This window comes from Glaciimonas sp. GG7 (genome assembly GCF_052976905.1).
Genome location: NZ_JBRIIQ010000036.1, coordinates 21,407 through 40,106, shown reverse-complemented (window position 1 = coordinate 40,106; position 18,700 = coordinate 21,407). Strand labels below are relative to the sequence as shown.

General features: G+C 51.6%; 17 protein-coding genes. 12 read left to right on the top strand and 5 right to left on the bottom strand.

Features of this window, described 5'->3' with window-relative positions; translation table 11 throughout:
• The first annotated feature begins 48 nt into the window (after window positions 1-48).
• Genes ACVBEF_RS10640 through ACVBEF_RS10610 form a run of 7 tightly spaced genes read left to right on the top strand, consistent with a single transcriptional unit; the run spans window position 49 to window position 5,775 of the window.
• Window positions 49-840, top strand: coding sequence for a DUF1365 domain-containing protein (locus ACVBEF_RS10640; RefSeq protein ID WP_447123915.1), 792 nt, complete (start codon window positions 49-51; stop codon window positions 838-840).
• On the top strand, window positions 837-2,099 hold the full coding sequence (locus ACVBEF_RS10635; protein WP_447123911.1) for a class I SAM-dependent methyltransferase: 1,263 nt from the start codon (window positions 837-839) through the stop codon (window positions 2,097-2,099). Before ACVBEF_RS10640 ends, ACVBEF_RS10635 begins: the two co-directional genes overlap by 4 nt.
• Window positions 2,096-2,689, top strand: a complete 594-nt coding sequence (locus ACVBEF_RS10630) for a chalcone isomerase family protein (RefSeq protein WP_447123910.1) — start codon at window positions 2,096-2,098, stop codon at window positions 2,687-2,689. The genes ACVBEF_RS10635 and ACVBEF_RS10630 overlap by 4 nt, the downstream gene beginning before the upstream one ends.
• Window positions 2,686-3,936, top strand: coding sequence for an MFS transporter (locus ACVBEF_RS10625; RefSeq protein WP_447123909.1), 1,251 nt, complete (start codon window positions 2,686-2,688; stop codon window positions 3,934-3,936). The genes ACVBEF_RS10630 and ACVBEF_RS10625 overlap by 4 nt, the downstream gene beginning before the upstream one ends.
• 17 nt (window positions 3,937-3,953) lie before the next feature.
• Window positions 3,954-4,490 (top strand): DUF3833 domain-containing protein, encoded by a 537-nt coding sequence (locus ACVBEF_RS10620; protein ID WP_447123908.1) that lies wholly within the window; start codon window positions 3,954-3,956, stop codon window positions 4,488-4,490.
• A 35-nt stretch (window positions 4,491-4,525) separates the two neighbouring features.
• Window positions 4,526-5,311, top strand: a complete 786-nt coding sequence (locus ACVBEF_RS10615; protein ID WP_447123907.1) for an SDR family NAD(P)-dependent oxidoreductase — start codon at window positions 4,526-4,528, stop codon at window positions 5,309-5,311.
• Complete coding sequence (locus ACVBEF_RS10610; RefSeq protein ID WP_447123906.1) at window positions 5,308-5,775, top strand: nuclear transport factor 2 family protein; 468 nt, start codon at window positions 5,308-5,310, stop codon at window positions 5,773-5,775. Before ACVBEF_RS10615 ends, ACVBEF_RS10610 begins: the two co-directional genes overlap by 4 nt.
• A 43-nt stretch (window positions 5,776-5,818) precedes the next feature.
• On the opposite strand, the gene ACVBEF_RS10605 is transcribed toward ACVBEF_RS10610, so the two are convergent.
• Entirely contained in the window at window positions 5,819-6,610 is a 792-nt protein-coding gene (locus ACVBEF_RS10605; protein ID WP_447123905.1) for a PhaM family polyhydroxyalkanoate granule multifunctional regulatory protein, read from the bottom strand.
• 257 nt (window positions 6,611-6,867) lie between these two features.
• Here ACVBEF_RS10605 and ACVBEF_RS10600 point away from each other — a divergent pair, with 257 nt between their 5' ends.
• From ACVBEF_RS10600 to ACVBEF_RS10585, 4 genes are all read left to right on the top strand, one after another.
• Window positions 6,868-8,043 carry a DUF3108 domain-containing protein gene (locus ACVBEF_RS10600; protein WP_447123904.1) on the top strand — a complete coding sequence of 392 codons (1,176 nt, stop codon included), beginning with the start codon at window positions 6,868-6,870 and terminating at the stop codon, window positions 8,041-8,043.
• Between the two features lie 79 nt (window positions 8,044-8,122).
• The gene (locus ACVBEF_RS10595; RefSeq protein ID WP_447123903.1) at window positions 8,123-8,908 is read left to right on the top strand and encodes a DUF3108 domain-containing protein; all 786 of its coding nucleotides are present in this window, start codon (window positions 8,123-8,125) and stop codon (window positions 8,906-8,908) included.
• 42 nt (window positions 8,909-8,950) lie between these two features.
• Window positions 8,951-9,652, top strand: coding sequence for a 7-cyano-7-deazaguanine synthase QueC (gene queC / locus ACVBEF_RS10590; protein ID WP_447123902.1), 702 nt, complete (start codon window positions 8,951-8,953; stop codon window positions 9,650-9,652).
• Window positions 9,653-10,007: 355 nt separating this feature from the next.
• Window positions 10,008-11,147, top strand: coding sequence for a hypothetical protein (locus ACVBEF_RS10585; RefSeq protein ID WP_447123901.1), 1,140 nt, complete (start codon window positions 10,008-10,010; stop codon window positions 11,145-11,147).
• Between the two features lie 80 nt (window positions 11,148-11,227).
• Here the strand turns inward: ACVBEF_RS10585 and ACVBEF_RS10580 are convergent, their stop codons facing one another.
• The 3 genes from ACVBEF_RS10580 to hppD form a co-directional block, all read right to left on the bottom strand.
• The gene (locus ACVBEF_RS10580; protein ID WP_447123900.1) at window positions 11,228-14,866 is read right to left on the bottom strand and encodes an indolepyruvate ferredoxin oxidoreductase family protein; all 3,639 of its coding nucleotides are present in this window, start codon (window positions 14,864-14,866) and stop codon (window positions 11,228-11,230) included.
• Window positions 14,867-15,319: 453 nt separating this feature from the next.
• A complete protein-coding gene (gene phhA, locus ACVBEF_RS10575) occupies window positions 15,320-16,210 on the bottom strand; it encodes a phenylalanine 4-monooxygenase (protein WP_447123899.1) in 891 nt (296 codons plus the stop codon).
• A 24-nt stretch (window positions 16,211-16,234) separates the two neighbouring features.
• On the bottom strand, window positions 16,235-17,344 hold the full coding sequence (hppD, locus tag ACVBEF_RS10570; protein ID WP_447123898.1) for a 4-hydroxyphenylpyruvate dioxygenase: 1,110 nt from the start codon (window positions 17,342-17,344) through the stop codon (window positions 16,235-16,237).
• Window positions 17,345-17,515: 171 nt separating this feature from the next.
• Between hppD and ACVBEF_RS10565 the strand changes: the two genes are divergently transcribed.
• On the top strand, window positions 17,516-18,031 hold the full coding sequence (locus ACVBEF_RS10565) for an Lrp/AsnC family transcriptional regulator (RefSeq protein WP_447123897.1): 516 nt from the start codon (window positions 17,516-17,518) through the stop codon (window positions 18,029-18,031).
• A gap of 6 nt (window positions 18,032-18,037) precedes the next feature.
• Here ACVBEF_RS10565 and ACVBEF_RS10560 read toward each other — a convergent pair whose 3' ends face one another.
• Window positions 18,038-18,667: a GNAT family N-acetyltransferase gene (locus tag ACVBEF_RS10560; RefSeq protein ID WP_447123914.1), complete on the bottom strand. Its 630-nt coding sequence runs from the start codon at window positions 18,665-18,667 to the stop codon at window positions 18,038-18,040.
• Window positions 18,668-18,700: the final 33 nt, after the last annotated feature.

Sequence of the window (18,700 nt, the reverse complement as noted above, 5' to 3'; positions counted from 1 at the left end):
AAGTCTTGCGCGCCACCGAAAGCATTGCCGCTTAAGGCCAGAGAAAATATGCACGCCTCCACCCATCACGTACAGCTTTGTTTCGGCAGCGTCCATCACGCCCGTTTGCGCCCGGTGAAACATGCATTTACCTACGGCGTGTATTACCTGCGCCTGCCACTACGAACACTCGGCCCATCCGACTTTGGAAACCGTTTTTTTTCCAGAAATACATTCAATTTATTGTCATTTCACGACCGTGATTACGGCGATGGAAAACAAACCCCGCTCGCCTGGATAACGACCCTGCTGCAAGACCAAGGCATCACCGATGCCGATGGTGAAATTTGGCTACAAACCTTTCCCCGCGTACTCGGCTATGTCTTCAATCCCGTCTCATTCTGGTTTTGTCATCGTCAAAACGGAAGCTTGCGCGCGGTCTTATGCGAAGTCCGCAACACCTTTGGCGAGCGCCACAGTTATCTGCTCGATGGCAGCACCCAAGACAATGGCAGCATTGCGTTCGGAGCCGAACTGCAAGCCGACAAAATGTTTCATGTCTCGCCATTTTGCGAGGTTACCGGCACGTATCGATTTCGCTTTATGCGTACCACCGAATCAACCACAGCACGGATCGAGTACGACGACGCCATCGGTCCACTCCTCCTCACCAGCGTGTCCGGCACGTCAGCACCATCCCAACCGATCGCCGATAGCGCCGTCCTCCGTGCATTTTTTCGCTACCCGATGATGACTATCGGCGTCATCCTACGCATCCATTGGCAAGCACTCAAACTCTGGCGCAAACGCCTTCCTTTTTATAGCAAACCTGCTCCCCCATCCAACGAGGTCTCCCGATGAACACCAATCCACCCCTTATTGGCGTAGATGATGGCGTGCTCGATTATGCACAAGAACAAAATAGTCTCTCAACACAACATTTTCCGCCCCAGGTACAGTTCATACTCACGCTCTTGCGTAAGCTCGATCACGGTATTCTGGTGATGACCTTCCCAGACGGACAAAGCGCCACTTACGGATGCGGCAGCGTGCATGATCGGCCGATCGCGATGACACTCAAGAACTGGGACGTTTTTCATGCAGCGCTAAAATCAGGCGATATCGGCTTTGCAGAAACGTTTATCGACGGTCATTGGAGCACCGACAATCTGCCCGGACTGATCGAACTTTTCATCCGCAATCGGCAAGTGATCGAATCCGTCATTTACGGCACCTGGTGGGGCAATCTGCTCTACCGCATCAAGCACCTCTTCAACCGCAATAGCAAAACCGGCAGCCGCAAAAATATCCACGCCCATTACGATATCGGCAATGCCTTTTATCAACTGTGGCTAGACCCCTCGATGACCTATTCGAGCGCCTTGTTTTCAGACGATCACGTTGAGAATCTTCAGCAAGGGCAAGATGCAAAATATCGCCGCATCCTCAACCAGCTCAACCTCAACGCCGATGCCCGCGTATTAGAAATCGGCTGCGGCTGGGGCGGCTTTGCCGAAATCGCCGTGCGCGAAGCAAAAGCCCACGTTACCGGGCTGACCCTCTCCACTGAACAACTCCACTTTGCCAACCAACGGTTACAAGAAGTCGGAATGGTCGATCAGGTCGAGCTGATCTTGCAGGATTATCGCGATACCGACGGCCAATTCGACGGCATCGCCTCTATCGAAATGTTCGAAGCCGTGGGCGAGAAATACTGGCCGAGTTATTTTTCCTGTATCGCCCGCAATCTCAAAACCGGCGGTCGCGCCTGCGTGCAAACCATCGTGATCGCCGATGAACTGTTCGAACGCTATCGACGCGGCACCGACTTCATTCAGCAATATATTTTCCCCGGCGGCATGCTGCCCTCGCCCATGGCCTTCCGCCAACAAGCAGAAAAGCACGGCTTGCGCGTAGTCGATCATTTTTCGTTCGGACTCGATTACGCACGCACATTGGTCGAATGGCGGCGCGCCTTTAAGGAACAATTACCGCGCGTGCGTGCGCAAGGTTTTGACGATCGGTTTCTGCGTACCTGGGATTTCTATCTGGCGTATTGCGAAGCTGGATTTCTTGCCGGCAGCATTAATGTGGCGCAATTTACCTTGCAAAAAATATGATCAGGGCCAGCGCGCGGCGCACCTTGTTGTTGGGCTATGCGCTAATGTTTGGGTTGCTTTCCAACGTCGGCGCGACCGATATGGTGACCAACCCGCCTGCGCCGCCACATATCCAAAACGTCATCGCCAACGCTCGATTAGCAGGCCAAGGCCGATACACCTGGTTTGGTATTTCTATTTATACGGCGCAACTCTGGGTCGGCGATAAAGGCTATCAAGCAGCGGTATCAGAGGCGGCCAGCTATGCACTCGACTTGCGCTACGACCGCGCATTAAATGGCGAAAAAATTGCCCAAGCCAGCATCGAACAAATGCGTAAAACAGGCATGGGCAGCGCAGCGCAATACGCTACGTGGCTTACCCAAATGAAAGCGATTTTTCCAAACGTCGTTGACGGCTCACACCTCACAGGCATCTTCCTACCGGGCCAGGGCGCACGCTTTTATATGAACGGAAAAGTGCTTGGCGACATCCCCGATCAGACATTCTCCGACGCATTTTTCGGCATCTGGCTCTCCCCTAAAACCACTGACCCTACTCTGCGCAAACAGTTGCTCACGGATGCCGCGCCAATGGCACCGCGCCCATGACCAAGCTCGCCTTTCCTGCGCTCCTGAAATACGGCCTGTTCGGATTGCCGCTAGCGTTAGTTGCCCTCCCGGTCTACGTCTATATTCCCGCCTTCTACGCTGAGCGCTTTGGCATTTCACTGTCGCTAATCGGCGTAGTCCTTCTGCTGACGCGCTTGTGCGACGCCTTTATCGATCCGGCGATTGGTCACTGGCTCGATCGCTCGACCATGACGCACCGCTACAAAAACGCCATCTGGATTGCCGTACCGCTACTCGCCGTCGGTTTCAGTGCGCTATTTTTGCCGCCCGCTTTCGTAGCATCGCTACCGTTGACATGGTTGATCCTGGCATTGCTGGTGGTCTACGTTGGCTTTAGCATTGCCACTATCGCCCATCAAAGTTGGGGTGCGGCACTCACCCAGGCACAAGGCCAGCGCGCACGCCTGACCGCTACACGTGAAGGCTGCGGCTTGATCGGTGTCGTGCTGGCAGCGGCGCTGCCAAGCTTGTTTGGGATGGCGGTGCTGCCGCCGGTATTCATCCTTTTTTTGCTCGCGACAGCATGGCTGCTACAGATTGCCCCACGACCAATGAAGTTAAGCTGGGACGTCACCAAACCAGCGCAAGGCGTCTACAGCGTATTACTGCCGTTTAGCAATCTGCGCTTTCGTTGGCTGTTCGGCATCTTTGTGGTGAACGGGATTGCGGCGGCGGTCCCCGCAACACTCTTTCTTTTTTTTGTAGACGACCAATTGCAATTGGGAAAATACGGCGGACTGTTTTTGATGCTTTATTTTTTGGCCGGAGCTATCTCCATGCCGGGCTGGGCCGCACTGGCACGACGCTACGGCGAAGCGCGGGTCTGGCTGGCAGCGATGTTGTTGGCGATTGTCGCGTTTGTCTGGGCTTACGGTTTATCGGCTGGCAATATCCTGCCCTTTTCCCTGATCTGCATCATGTCTGGCGTGGCGCTGGGAGCCGATCTTCTATTACCGCCAGCCCTACTTGCCGCGGTGATTGCCGACGGCGGACATAGCCGCCAAAAAGAAGGCGCGTATTTCGGTATCTGGAACTGGGCCACCAAAATCAATCTGGCGCTGGCGGCCGGTATTTCTTTGCCATTGCTACAGCAGCTTGGCTATCACCCCCATCTCGTCAATGCGCAAGGTGCGCAGGCATTGGCGATTGGTTATGCGGTCTTACCGTGCACATTAAAACTGGTGGCGGCAGCCATTTTGTGGAAAGCGCCACTGCGCAATATTTAAACTTTCGAAAGAACAACATGAAATTGATTCTAAAAATTGCACTTATTGCCCTCGCTATTCTTTTAGGCGGATGCAGCACAACATCTGAATCCGAGCAGTATGCGAACCAAAAACCGACACTCAGTTTGCCGCAATACTTTAACGGCACGCTCGACGCATGGGGCATGTTTCAGGATCGCTCAGGTAAAGTAGTCAAACGCTTCACCGTCGTCATTCAATGCAAATGGGATGGCGACACCGGCACACTCGACGAAGATTTCACCTATTCTGACGGCACTAAGCAGCGCCGCATCTGGACCTTGAAAAAAGTAGCCGACAACAAATTCATCGGCACCGCACCCGATGTCGTCGGCGAAGCAATCGGCATCACCAACGGCAATACGCTGCATTGGAAATATGTACTAGCGTTGCCCGTTGATGGCCGTATCATCAATGTCAGTCTCGACGATTTAATGGTCCAGATGGATCAGAACGTCATGCTCAATCATGCTGTGATGAGTAAATTCGGCTTTAAGCTTGGTGACATTAGTTTATCGTTTACTAAACGTCCTTAACATCGTCAGCCCTCACATCTATCGCACAAAAAAATATGCCGCTATTGAATCCGCTTAATCCTAGAATCACCAACTGGCATCAGCAACGCGTCTGGATCATCGGTGCCTCTAGCGGTATCGGCGCAGAAACCGCGCGCCAGTTACTTGCAAAAGGTGCGCGTGTCGCTTTATCGGCCCGGAATGCTGCCCGATTACATGCGATAGCAGTGGGTCAGCCCAAGGCCTTAACCGTTGTACTAGACATCACTGACCACGCAACCGTGCTGGCCGCACGCGACCATATTCTTGACGAATGGGAGGGCATCGATCTGATCTTGATCGTCGCTGGCGGGTATGGCGAAATGCGCGCCGACAGTTTCGATCTTGACGTCGCCAACGGCTTAATTGATCTCAACCTGGGCGGCGTCATGCATTGCCTTGATGCAACTCTGCCGACATTACTCAAGCAAGGTCGTGGGGCTATCGGCATTGTTGCCTCAGTCGCAGGCTACAGCGGTCTGCCGAAGGCGATGGTCTACGGCCCAACCAAGGCTGCGCTGATTAATTTGTCAGAGTGTTTATACCTCGATCTGCGGCCACGCGGAATTGGTGTCTATCTGATTAATCCTGGTTTTGTGGATACGCCACTGACGGCAAATAACGACTTTGCTATGCCCGCCTTAATGTCACCTTCCAGCGCCGCAGAACAACTCATTGATGGTATTGAACGTGGACACTTTCATATCCATTTTCCAAAACGGTTCACCAACTGGCTACGATTAGCGCGCTTGTTGCCGTACCGGACTTACTTTGCATTGATTCACAAGGTGACAGGCTTATGAGTAGCGAGATTACGAACAGTGAAAGTCAACAAAAGAATCAGCAGGCAAGTCTGCTGCGTCTGGTCAAGTTTTATGAAACTCTCACTATCGCCAATGTGACGTTACTCGATCAGATTTACGCGCCAGACGCCTGGTACAAGGACCCCTTCAATGAGCTCACCGGACTGCCTGCCATCAAGCACCTGTTGACGCATATGTTTGCGCAGGTTGATGCACCGCGCTTCGTGGTGACGCAATACATGCAGCAAGACGATACCGCTTTCACTGCATGGGAATTTCACTTCCGTATGAAACGCTTTTCAACCGCAGAGCAATGTATACGGGGCGCCACGCATTTTCGATTTAACGCAGATGAGCTGGTTATTTATCATCGCGATTATTGGGATGCGGCAGAAGAGCTCTATGAAAAACTGCCCATATTGGGCAGTTTTATGCGTGTCTTGAAGCGCGCAGCACGCCATTAAATAACGCCTCAATTCACATTGCCGCGTCCTTACTTCGGCGTCATTACTTCGGCGTCACTTTTTTTGCGCGAGCAGCAGCAGGTTTAACTGCGACTTTACGCGATGCTTTAGTGGCGGTAGTGGTTGACGTTTTAGGATTAGCTTGGGCCCGCGCCTTCACCGTCGCGCCTTTACTCTTCAGTGCAGGTTCAGGCTTGGCTGAAGGCTTCAAAGCTTCGGACGCATCCTTAGTTTGGGTTGCCTCTGCCGCCATGACGCTGCTAACAACTTGCTTGAATTGGCTTTGTAGTGCATCCCACCAAGCCCCGGCAGTAGCGGATGGGACTTGCGTCTCTGTCGTTTTATCGGGGACCGAATCCGCCTCTCTCGGTGGAGCTGACGCCACAATCGGCGCAGCCTCTGACTTCGGCGTTACCTCATCCGCAGTCTTGGTGGTTTCCGGGATGAACGAAAAAGGAAATTGCGACACCATGGCGGCCCACGCTGCTGTACCGTCACTTGGGTTTTCTGCTGCCGTGGTCGACGATGGCGATCCGCTCGCAAAACCGGAAAATGGTTTCTCGTCAGCTTTCGGCATACTGATGGCAACTATCGACTGCAATGCCGACAATGTTGCACTTTGTACTTCCAGCCCCTGTATGGTGCCGCGCAACATATTCAAATTCAAACTAAGCCACCCTTCAACCGCCTTCAAATCAGCGATCTTTTTATCTATTTCTTCCACTGAAAGGGTCGGTACGACCATGCCCGGCACGCCCATGCCGCCCCACATTTTTTTGATGAAATCGATGCTATCCGACATGAGATCTACCCCGAAAATAGTTGGATTACTCATACAAATCTCCTGAAGAGACATGCTGTACATTTTTTAACGCCGCTGGAGCGGTTTTGCGTGAGTCCTCATACTATACCGAGGCACAATGCCTATGTAGCAACAGGACAGCGATAGGACAATTTATTTTCTCAGCCTGATGGCGAGCAGAACGCAGACGCCCTCTTTTTAACAAGCCAGAGCATCTCAAAATACGATTAGAACGTTGCATACCATGCATAAGACAGTAGCCTGCTAGTGTTACGGTTTACACTACGACCATGACAAAGGCTCACCCACACATAATCGGAAACGCGCTCAGCGGGCAACCGGTTCCACCTAAACGTACCGGATCACGACAACTGCGCTGGCTGATCGTACTCGCGATCTCGATTGCGCTACATATTTTCCTGATCAACTGGGGCAGCGGCAAGCTCAGCATATCCAAGAGTGCATCCGAACAGTCGACAATTATCCTGGCAGAGCTCAAACCATTGCCGCCGGTCGCCAAACCGATCATGGCGCCAAAACCCATCAAACCAACACCGGCACCGCGTAAAGTCCCGAGAAAAATAGTTGCGCCACCAAAAGTGCAGGAGCCAGAAGTGCTCGACACACCCATCCGGGAAACAAGAACACCCATCATCCCTGTCGAGACGATCACCAGCCTGGATTCTCCCGAAGGCAATGGCGGCCAGGAGCCAACGAAAAATAGCCCCGGTACAGAGACAGCAGCATCAGCAACGCAGGAAGTCGGCCCGATCGCCCCAACCGCAGTCCACTACAACACTCAACCACCACCGTCTGCAGAGTTAAAATACGATGTCCAAGCATTAAAAAAGGGACAAACATTTTACGGCAGCGGAAAAATTACCTGGCAAACCGATGGTCACAACTACACCATCAATGGTGAAGCTGGTGCGCTGTTCATTAGCGCACTGGACTTTAAAAGTGCAGGTGAAATCAATGGTTTTGGCGTGGCTCCGGAACTCTATACAGAAAAGAAATTCCGCAAATCTGCCACCAACACGCACTTCCATCGTGAGCGCAATACCATTACGTTTTCCGCCTCTACCAATAGCTACCCGCGTACTGGTGGAGAGCAGGACCGCGCCAGTATCGTCTGGCAACTCGCCAGTATCGGTCGCGGCGACGCTGGCAAAATCGTCTCCGGTGCGGTCATTGATGTATTCGTCGCCGGGGACCGGGATGCGGAAACATGGCGTTTCCAAGTCATTGGGCAGGAACAAATCAGAGTCGGCACGGGTACTGTGACAACCTGGCATCTGGCGCGCAAGCCCCAAGCTGGCTCCTATGAAAAAACATTGGATATCTGGCTTGCGCCCGAACAGCAGTGGTATCCGGTCAAATTACGCTTCACCGAAAACGATGGCGACTATTTGGATATGTCGCTCACTAAGCTGAAGCAACTTGATGTAACAACGGCACCCGGCTGATTTTTCTCGGTGACTTTCCCTCTGCGCATTGCCGTGTGAAAACCAACGATTGCCCATCGACATTATTTAAAAAGGCACTATGAAATTCTCCCTACGTGCGATTTCACGTATTTGCATCGCCACCCTTCTGTTCGGTGTCTGCATCGTCGCATCGGCAGCCACGGGCACAGAGGATCACGCAGTCGACCATTTAACGATTAAACGACGCTTTGATCTTCCGCCTTCGGCCGAATTAAATTACGCCATCAGAGCAAGACAAAGTGGCCTCTCCATCAATGGCGAGGCGGTGGTTAAGTGGCAAACCAACGGACGGAAATTTAGTGTTGAAGCGGTCACAAGCGCCATGCTTTTTGGAAAAATACTGGAAGCAAAAAGTAACGGAAAAATCGATGATTATGGCTTAGCTCCAGCGCAATTCATTGATAAGCGTTTCCATAAAAACAGCACCACGACGACATTTAATCGCAGTGCCGACGGTGGCGGCACCATCACTTTCTCGCAATCCGACGCCTCTTATCCCATCAAAGGCGGCGAACAGGATCGCACAAGTATCGTCTGGCAACTGGCTGCGGTAGCACGCGCAGCAGCAAAACAATTCAAAGTTGGCTCGGTCTGGTCGTTTTTTGTAGCTGGTCAGCGCGACGCAGAACCCTGGCACTTCACCGTCATTAACCGAGAAAAAATCACTACCGGGATCGGCGAAGTCGAGGCGGTGCATATTTTCCGCGCCCCGCCACCGGACGACACCGGACAACGTCTCGATATCTGGCTGGCGCCTTCGCTTGAGTGGTATCCCATTCGCATCCGCTTCACCGACCCGAACAATGATTTTGTCGATCAGACGCTCAATACTATTATTAAATAACCGCAATCACGCCATTTTTACTCTCACTTTAAAAAGACTTATATGACCATCTCAAACGGCGCATTAGTTCTCTTCAGCGGCGGCCAGGACTCCACCACCTGCCTGGCTTGGGCGCTCTCCCGCTATGACCGCGTTGAAACGATTGGGTTCGATTATGGCCAGCGCCATGCGATTGAACTGACGCAACGCCCGATCTTGTTGAAAAAATTGCGTACGCAGTCAGCCCAGTGGGACCACAAGCTGGGCGAAGACCACGTCATCGATTTGTCCATCATTTCCAAAATATCCGCCACCGCGATGACCGAAAATGTCGAAATCGTCATGCAGGAAAACGGCTTGCCGAATACGTTTGTGCCCGGTCGCAATCTGTTGTTCATGACTGTAGCTGCCACCGTTGCGTACCGGCGCGGTCTTGACGTATTGGTCGGCGGTATGTGTGAAACCGACTTTTCCGGCTATCCAGACTGTCGCGACGACACTATGAAAGCGTTGCAAGTTGCGCTCAACCTTGGCATGGCGACCCGTATAAAACTTGAAACACCATTGATGTGGATCGACAAATCAGAAACATGGAAGATGGCCCAAGACTTGGGCGGCGATGCGCTGGTTGATTTGATTCGTGCTGATACACATACCTGTTATCTGGGCGATCGCGGCATATTGCATGACTGGGGCTACGGTTGCGGCACTTGTCCGGCTTGCGCGTTAAGGGCACGTGGCTACCGGCAATTTGTATCGATCTGAATGACAGAACAACCTTGTTTCCTCTGGGCAAGCACTAAGATTAATCTTAAAAAATAAGGTTATCCCTATATAATTATTGCCGTATAACATGGCGGAAATTATAAATCAGCCTTTAGATTGATCCAATCTCCACTATTCGTTGCCGATAAGTAAGGCCACATAATTATTTAGACCAAGCGACATCCCTGCGCAGACAGTACAACTGAATGGCCTGGCGAATGTGAAAAGGTATAAACGATTATGCAGCCTTACTTAGTAAAACTACTTACTGAATGTAACGAGGCTTAAAATTAATACCTATCAACAAGATGATCGAAATGTTGGCACTATCGATCTGAGAGAAGTCGCTACCGCTATGTGGCAAACCAAAGGCTTGGTATTGCTTGTCACCATGACGATTACATTAGCAGCCATTGTGGTTGGTTGGGCAATAAGCAGCTATAAAAGCGAAGGCTATTTCCAGATGGAAATGTCTTTTTCTGACTTTAAGCGACTTCAAACCGCGGTCATCGCACCGTCACGCTGGGAAGACTTTGCTAAAACGCTCACCAAAACCCAGTTAGCTGATCTCAATCAAGAAAACTTCGTAAGCCGTACGCATTTGGAATCGTTAATCGAACCTATTTATCCTGTTACCCGATCCGAATTAAGAGATGTTCCGAGCGCTGTTCCAAAAAATGAAGACGCTGACATTTCTGGTTTGAAAATTTCGTACAAAGCGGCAACGCCTTTGGGCGCACAACATGGTGTGTTTATTTTGGGCGATTTTCTGCGCGACACAACCATCCTTCTCAATTACCGGGATTTGGTACGCAAACGCTTTACGCAATATCAAGCTAATGCCGGAAAATTCGACAATGAGACCATCGCTGCCCGATATGAACTCAATCAATTAAAAATCAAAAAAGCATCCATGCAAACTATTTTGCGTGAATATCCGGACTCAACACGCCTCGAAAATCGGCAGCCGATCACGATTACAGACGGTAATGAACGCTTTCTTTCACCGGTCACGCAATTGGTAGCCATCGAAACTCAGATAGCTGAGAAAACTCAAAACTTGCCACGTATCATCCGTGAGCAGCAAATGAATACTATTTACTTACGCTATTACGGAGCGGTTCAAGCATTGTTAAACAAAAGCACTTCTGGCGATCAGTTTCTCGCCGCACTGCCTGCCATAAAGAATCAGCTCAATCTGAATCTGGAAGATGAAGTGGAGCGCAGCGTATTTAACAACATTACGATAGATAATATGAATGCCCGCTCGTTGTATGTGGAAAAAACATCTTTTATTGCCCAGCCGATCATTCCGCAACGAGCAACTCCCGGGATGCTCAAATCTGGTTTGCTAGGGCTATTGCTAGGCCTAATCCTGGGTTCTGGCATTGCCCTATTCAGGTATTTCTATACTAAGCCGACAATTCTGCCCGCTCAGTCGCCGGTCCTTGTGCGCGCTATGGAAACCCCACTCAACAATCTAAGTTCTACTTAATCCGCAACAGATCCACACTATCTTGCAATAAAAAATGGCCTGAATATTCAGGCCATTTTTTTCAACAACAAAATACAAGGTTACGCAGCAATCGAATGGGTTGCCGGTGAGGGATGATCAAACTCGCTCAGCAACTGCTTCTCCTTCTGCCTGGCTGCCATCAAATGCCGATCCTTCACATGGCCGTAACCGCGAATTTCTTCCGGAATACTAGCAATGGCGACAGCGCTCGCCAGATTTTCCGACGTTAATCGCGGCAATAACGATTCTATCGTTTGACGATAATGCGTGATCAACGCACGCTCTTCCTTGCGTTCGGCGGTATAGCCAAAGAGATCAAACTTACCGCCGCGCAAAAACTTGCATTTGGCCAACAGACCGAATGCGCGCATCATCCACGGACCGAATTCCTGCTTGATCAAATGTCCACGTGCATCGTGTTTGGCAAATAACGGCGGTGCCAGATGAAATGTTAGCTTGTAGTCGCCTTCAAACATAGCCGCAATTTTAGCGTTGAAAGCGCCATCGGTATATAAGCGTGCAACTTCATACTCATCTTTATAAGCCATCAACTTGAACAGATACGTCGCCACCGCCATGCTCAGTCGCGATGATCCGCGACCAGCGCTATCGGGATGCAATTGCCGCTCTGCGTCACGGACCTGCACCACAAATTGTCGATATTGCTCGGCATACGCAGCATCCTGATAGGCACTCAAAAAGGCAACCCGACGTGCCATGACATCGACTAACGTTGGTGTGCGTTTAAACTCGATGACTTGTGCCGGACTCTCCGCTGTATTAGCAGGCCGAGTGCGTTGATCCAATCCAACCGGATCCAGGGCCGCAGTACGGCCCCAGGTGAAGGCCTGTTTATTGAATTCCACTTGCAGCGCGTTCAACTCAATTGCCCGCCACAACGAAGCCTCGGTTAATGGGACCCAGCCTTTTTGCCATGCATAACCCAGCATGAACATATTGGTCGCAATCCCGTCACCCATGAGCGCCGTGGCGATTCTGCCTGCGTCTATAAACTCAACCCGATCATGGCCACAAGCTGCACGAATATCTTTTTCGGCGGCGACGTCCGGTGACTGCCAGTCCGGATTTTTCACAAACGCAGCCGTTGGTGTGCGCGTGGCATTGATCGCCGCAAAGGTACGTCCTTCGCCCATACGCGACAACGCATCGCGGCTCGCCGTGACAATCGCATCACAACCGATCACCAAATCCGCGTCGCCAGTACCGACCCGAGTGGAGTAAATATCCTCAGGATGATCAGCCAGACGCACATGCGACATCACCGGTCCACCCTTTTGCGCCAGACCGCTCATGTCGAGCACCGAGCACCCCTTGCCCTCAATGTGCGCCGCCATCGCCAAAATCTGCCCGATCGTGACGACGCCGGTGCCACCGATGCCGGTGACCAGAATGCCGTAGGGCTTAATAGTCGTTGGCAAAATCGGCGTCGGCAAACTGGCTTCCGCAACTTGCTCGCCAGCATGTGCAGCAATCGGCTTGGCTGATATTTTTGCCGGTTTCTTCAGACGACCGCCCTCGACCGTGACAAAGCTCGGGCAAAAACCCGTTACGCAAGAAAAATCCTTATTGCAAGACGATTGATTAATCTGACGCTTGCGCCCGAATTCGGTCTCCAACGGCTCGACGGAGAGGCAATTCGATTGCACGCTACAGTCGCCGCAACCTTCGCAGACGGCCTCGTTGATGACGGCGCGTTTAGCCGGGTCTGGATATTCGTTACGTTTCCGACGGCGACGTTTTTCTGATGCGCAGGTCTGGTCGTAAATCATGGCCGAGGTCCCGACGATTTCGCGCAACTCTCGTTGCACGGCGTCAAGCTCGCTGCGATGACGGATCGTCACACCCGGGGCCCAATTGATGTCCGACGGATATTTATCCGGCTCATCGGTGACCACAATAATCGGCGAGACGCCTTCGGCCGCAATCTGGCGTGAAATCATGGCCGGATCGAGCGGGCCGTCAAACGCCTGACCGCCCGTCATGGCGACTGCATCGTTATATAAAATCTTGTAGGTAATATTGACTTTGGCCGCCACCGATGCGCGTATCGCCAGCAAACCGGAATGGAAATACGTCCCATCGCCCAGATTCGAAAACACATGTTTTTCGCTGGTAAATGGCGCTTGACCGATCCAGTTCACGCCCTCTCCGCCCATGTGCGTGAATGTCGAGGTTTCGCGATCCATCCAGAGCACCATGTAATGGCAACCGATACCGGCCAGCCCACGGCTGCCTTCCGGTAATTTGGTGGAGGTGTTGTGCGGACAGCCCGAGCAAAAATGCGGCACGCGATCTTTGTTGGGGTCTGGCTTGCTACTGATATTGAGCAGCGCTTCTTTGGCCTCCAGATAGGCGACCCGCTCCTTGACGCGTTGTTCGACCGGGTGACCAGCAAAGTATTTTGAAATCCGCGACGCTATCGCCCGTGCAATCTGCGCCGGATTCAATTCGTAGGTTGCTGGCAGCAGCCAATCGCCATGACCAGCACCGTGATTGCTCCACTCGCCTGTGTCATCAAACTTGCCCACCACACGCGGACGCACGTCATCACGCCAGTTGTAGAGTTCTTCCTTGAGTTGATATTCGAGAATCTGGCGTTTTTCTTCGACCACCAGAATCTCTTCCAGCCCTTGTGCAAACTCGCGCACGCCTTCAGCCTCCAGCGGCCAGGTCATGCCGACTTTAAACAAGCGAATCCCGATATCGCGCGCGACTCCCTCATCAATTCCAAGATCGGCCAACGCCTGGCGCGTATCGAGATACGATTTACCGGCGGTGATAATCCCGATTCTGGCACGTGGGCTATCCCAGATGATCTTGTTCAACTTGTTGGCACGCGCATACGCCAGCGCGGCGTACCATTTGAAATTATTCATCCGTGCTTCTTGTCCCAGCACGGTGTCGGGCAGGCGAATATTCAAGCCATCCGCAGGCATTTCAAAATCGGTCGGCAAGACTATCTTTACGCGGTCCGGGTCGAGGTCAACCGACGCGCCCGACTCAACCAGATCGGTTACGCATTTCATGGATACCCACAAGCCGGTATAGCGACTCATGGCCCAGCCATGCATCCCGTAATCGAGATATTCCTGAACCGAGGACGGATACAAGACCGGAATCCCGCAGGCATTGAGAATATGTTCGCTTTGATGCGCGGTAGTCGATGATTTGGCGGCATGGTCGTCTCCAGCCAATACCAATACACCGCCGTGTTTGGAGGTGCCGGCCATATTCGCATGCTTAAAAACGTCGCCGCAACGGTCAACGCCGGGGCCTTTGCCGTACCACAGTCCAAATACGCCGTCGTACTGCGCACCCGGAAACAAATTTACCTGCTGCGTACCCCACACGCTGGTCGCCGCCAGATCTTCGTTCATGCCGGGATGGAATTTGACGTTATGCGCGTCGAGATATTTTTTTGCCTTGGCGGCTGTCAAATCGACACTGCCCAAGGGCGATCCACGATAACCGGTGATAAATCCTGCAGTGTTCAAACCCGCCATGACATCGCGTTGATGCTGCAACATCGGTAATCGAATAATTGCCTGCGTGCCTGTCATAAAGGCGCGCCCGCGTTCGAGGGTGAATTTATCGTCTAAAGATATAGGGGAAGATGCCGGACCATGCGATTCTGACGAATCTGTGGGCAGCAATTGTGTTGAGAGTGGTGCGTTCATTCGGTCTCCGTGCCAAAAATTATGTTTTTGCATGCACAGCGCGAGGGTTGCTCGTGCGGTTAAAACGTATTTACTTTGTAAGTAAATCGTTCTTTCTTTTATGGTTTCGTTCTGGTTCTCATCTATTTTTGCTTACTTCTGTTTGCTTCTGTCTGATCAGGATGCAGACCTTATCAATAATAAGCCAATCTGCGGTACAACGCACAGAGCTATATATCCCTATGTAGTCAAATCTGATACTGCGTAACAACTGTAACAAGGCGTAAGTCCGTTGGGAAACAAGCAGCCTCAGGAGTGTAATGATGTCTTGTTTGAAACAACTGATGACCTCCCTGGACCGGTTGTTTCAGACATTCCTCCCTCTAGTGTTCCCATTTATCACTAGTTACGGATTCTGCTCTCCCCGGCAGAATCCGTTTTTTTTGCCCAATGCATTTATTATTTTTTATAAATTCAGTTATGCGGGCAATTGATCTCACCGGCTTGTAATGCGTTCGGCGAAAGCGGTTTCAGGGACGCCAACTTTTGATACAGCGGTGTGAAGTCTGGCGCCGTATCAACAAACAATTGTTCAAAACTACGAATCACAAAATAGGTTTCCTGATAAGAATCGATTTTGTATGAGGTCCGCATCACGCGCTCCAGATTGAATGGAATGCGCAGCGGTGAAGGGCTAGTCAGACAGTGCTCAATTTCTCCGCCCGATGACAAAATACCGGCCCCATACACACGCAAACCTTGCGCACTGTCGATCAGACCAAACTCAATCGTGTACCAATACAAACGCGCCAGCATCGCCAGTCCATCGACTTTCAACGCCTTTAAACCACCCTTGCCATACTCTTGCAAATGATCGGCAAAAATCGGATTAAACAGTAGCGGAACATGCCCGAAAAAGTCGTGGAAAACATCCGGCTCAACGATGTAATCAAACTCTTCCGGCTCGCGTAACCAGACGGTGACGGGAAAGCGACGGTTTGCCAGATGATTAAAAAAAACATGGTCAGGCACCAACCCCGGAACAGCCACCAACTCCCAGCCAGTCGCCTTGAAGAGCAACGCCGAATGCTGCGCAAAGTCGGGAATGCCCTCGCCTATATTCAAGCGCTCCAGACTCTCGATATAGACATCGCAGGCGCGGCCCGGAATGAGCCTGGCCTGACGTTGATACAAGCGCCGCCATAGGGCGTGTTGCGCTGGCGTGTAGGTTTCCCATTTTTGGGCAACGACATACTGGTCGTCGATGTTGCTGTAGTCACCACGCAGGCCCGCACCGTCTGATTTTTCGGCTACGGTCGCAAAAAAATCATCGGTGTTGACTGCATTATCTTCACGCTTATTCATACTCACTATCCTTGGGTCGTTGATCTATGCAACGTCTTTGAGCACGCCACGCTTGATCTGATCGAGCTCAATTGATTCAAACAATGCCCGGAAATTACCCTCGCCAAACCCTTGATCGCCCTTGCGTTGAATGATCTCGAAAAATATCGGCCCGATCACGTTTTGGGTAAATATCTGCAACAATAATTCGCGCGTGCTGGCGTTACTGTTGCCATCAATGAGTATCCGCAAACGCTTCAAATCCTCAAGGCGCTCACCATGCTCGGGTAAACGGCGGTCGATAATATCGTAATAGGTTTCTATCGTGTCCTGAAATGCGACGTCACGCGCTTTCATGTTGGTGACGCTGGTGTAAATATCATCCGTACCCAACGCAATGTGCTGGATACCTTCGCCGTGATAGAGGTCGAGATATTCTGCGATTTGCGATTTATCATCCGACGACTCATTGATCGGAATACGAATTTTTCCGCAGGGGGAGGTCATGGCTTTGGATTTCAGTCCGGTCAATTTCCCTTCGATATCGAAATAACGTACTTCACGGAAATTAAATAAATTCTCGTAAAAATCAGCCCATTCTTTCATGCGGCCACGATGCACGTTGTGCGTCAAATGATCGATATAGGTCAGTCCGCAACCGACTTGTTTGACTTCTGCACCGGGAATAGCGACAAAATCAACGTCATAAATACTGATATCGCCAATGCTACCCACGCCGCCGACAGCATCCTTGCCACGCCAGCGATCGACAAAATAAATCAGCGAATCGCCGACACCTTTGATAGCCGGGATATTCAACTCCATCGGTCCGGTGCGATTATCAAAGCCCCAAGCACCCAATTCCAAAGCACGTTTATACGCAAACGCGGCATCTTGCACGCGTAGCGCGATGGCGCACACCGATGGTCCGTGTTGACGCGCAAACCGTTGTGCAAATGAGTCTTGCTCGGCGTTGATGATGAAGTTGATATCGCCCTGACGATATAAAGTGACCGCTTTGTGACGATGCCGCGCAATGGCTGTGAAACCCATTTTTTCGAATAAGGCGCCTAGCGCTTGCGGGTCCGGTGCGGCGTACTCGATAAACTCGAAGCCGTCTGTTCCCATCGGGTTATCCCAAGGTTGAAAGTCCATTTTTTGTCTCCTGAAAACGCATTATTAAACTAGTCGGATTTGCACTGCAAATTGCATCATTTTGCTTAAGATTAGTATAAGTGGCTGGCCTCAGCAGAAAATTGCAAACATTCTTGAAAAATCGATGTCCGAGGCATAATATTGCGCCATTAATCACATTTAGGGTGTTTTATGGCTGCTGTAGAAATGGATAAAACTGATCGTAAAATTTTGGCAATTTTGCAGGAAGATGGGCGCCTCACCAATCAAGAAGTCGCCGAGCGCGTCAACCTGTCGCCATCTCCCTGTCTGCGACGCATCAAGCGATTAGAACAAACCGGTGTGATTCGGCAATATGTCGCCTTATTAGCGCCGGAAAAAATTGGTTTGGGCTTGCTCGCTTACGTCAACGTCCGTCTCGAAAAACACGGCGCTTCGCAAGCCAGTGGCAGCAGTCGATCCGGTGTTATCCCTGCGCAATCGCCACGCGACGATTTTTCGGCGTCTGTGACGCATTGGCCGGAGGTGGTGGCGTGCTATGCCATGACGGGGGAAATGGATTTTTTACTCCGCGTACACGTCGAGGATATGGCGCATTTTTCACGCTTTATGATGGAAACGCTACTGCGTCACTCCGCCGTGCTGGATGTCAAATCAAGCTTTGCGTTGCAACGCTTAAAAGATACGACGGCGTTACCGCTGCTGTAAAAGGCCCTATCCGCGTTTAAAACCCGGCAAATTACGCAGCCACTTTACGGCGGCACGGACGTTGGCTTTGAGCGTGTAGTCCAGGGTGGCAGCCTGCTCTTGCATGGCTTCCTGCATCAGGGTCGCAGCACTGGCGGGCAATAACTTCAGATACGCATCGGCCTCACCATAATCGCGGTGAATCGTCATGCCGGCTTTTTTGGCGATGTGCATCATGACTTTGTTGGATGATAAACAATGCATGTAGAGCGTATCGATATCGGCGTTGCGGCAATGAATCGCCGCCCGCTCAAACAAGCGCGTGCCAACGCCGACACCACGTCCAATCGCCGACACCGAGACCCCAAATTCGGCAACCCGCTCCTTCGTTGTCGACGCTCGCATAGCTGGTAACGTCTCACGCGGGGCAAATGCCAGATGACCGGCGCCCAGCAGGCGCAACTTTCGGTCGTAGACGCCAAAAATAGTATCGCGAGAAAAGTCCAGATTGTTGACATAACGTTCCACCAATTCATCCGGCAGGACGGACCCGAAGCGTAATAACCGGTCGCCGCTATCGAGCGCCAGAAAATGCCGCAACAGCCGCTTACGCGCATGTCGCGATAATTCTTTAACGTAGATGGTGGGTCTTGGCATGTTGACGGTCACCGGCGTGTTCTGAACCACGCC

Excerpts from the sequence above, each read along its gene's own strand:
- ACVBEF_RS10640 (WP_447123915.1), top strand. The coding sequence starts at position 49 with ATGCACGCCTCCACCCATCACGTACAGCTTTGTTTCGGCAGCGTCCAT.
- ACVBEF_RS10635 (WP_447123911.1), top strand. The coding sequence starts at position 837 with ATGAACACCAATCCACCCCTTATTGGCGTAGATGATGGCGTGCTCGAT.
- ACVBEF_RS10630 (WP_447123910.1), top strand. The coding sequence starts at position 2,096 with ATGATCAGGGCCAGCGCGCGGCGCACCTTGTTGTTGGGCTATGCGCTA.
- ACVBEF_RS10625 (WP_447123909.1), top strand. The coding sequence starts at position 2,686 with ATGACCAAGCTCGCCTTTCCTGCGCTCCTGAAATACGGCCTGTTCGGA.
- ACVBEF_RS10620 (WP_447123908.1), top strand. The coding sequence starts at position 3,954 with ATGAAATTGATTCTAAAAATTGCACTTATTGCCCTCGCTATTCTTTTA.
- ACVBEF_RS10615 (WP_447123907.1), top strand. The coding sequence starts at position 4,526 with ATGCCGCTATTGAATCCGCTTAATCCTAGAATCACCAACTGGCATCAG.
- ACVBEF_RS10610 (WP_447123906.1), top strand. The coding sequence starts at position 5,308 with ATGAGTAGCGAGATTACGAACAGTGAAAGTCAACAAAAGAATCAGCAG.
- ACVBEF_RS10605 (WP_447123905.1), bottom strand. The coding sequence starts at position 6,610 with ATGAGTAATCCAACTATTTTCGGGGTAGATCTCATGTCGGATAGCATC.
- ACVBEF_RS10600 (WP_447123904.1), top strand. The coding sequence starts at position 6,868 with ATGACAAAGGCTCACCCACACATAATCGGAAACGCGCTCAGCGGGCAA.
- ACVBEF_RS10595 (WP_447123903.1), top strand. The coding sequence starts at position 8,123 with ATGAAATTCTCCCTACGTGCGATTTCACGTATTTGCATCGCCACCCTT.
- queC (WP_447123902.1), top strand. The coding sequence starts at position 8,951 with ATGACCATCTCAAACGGCGCATTAGTTCTCTTCAGCGGCGGCCAGGAC.
- ACVBEF_RS10585 (WP_447123901.1), top strand. The coding sequence starts at position 10,008 with ATGTGGCAAACCAAAGGCTTGGTATTGCTTGTCACCATGACGATTACA.
- ACVBEF_RS10580 (WP_447123900.1), bottom strand. The coding sequence starts at position 14,866 with ATGAACGCACCACTCTCAACACAATTGCTGCCCACAGATTCGTCAGAA.
- phhA (WP_447123899.1), bottom strand. The coding sequence starts at position 16,210 with ATGAATAAGCGTGAAGATAATGCAGTCAACACCGATGATTTTTTTGCG.
- hppD (WP_447123898.1), bottom strand. The coding sequence starts at position 17,344 with ATGGACTTTCAACCTTGGGATAACCCGATGGGAACAGACGGCTTCGAG.
- ACVBEF_RS10565 (WP_447123897.1), top strand. The coding sequence starts at position 17,516 with ATGGCTGCTGTAGAAATGGATAAAACTGATCGTAAAATTTTGGCAATT.
- ACVBEF_RS10560 (WP_447123914.1), bottom strand. The coding sequence starts at position 18,667 with ATGCCAAGACCCACCATCTACGTTAAAGAATTATCGCGACATGCGCGT.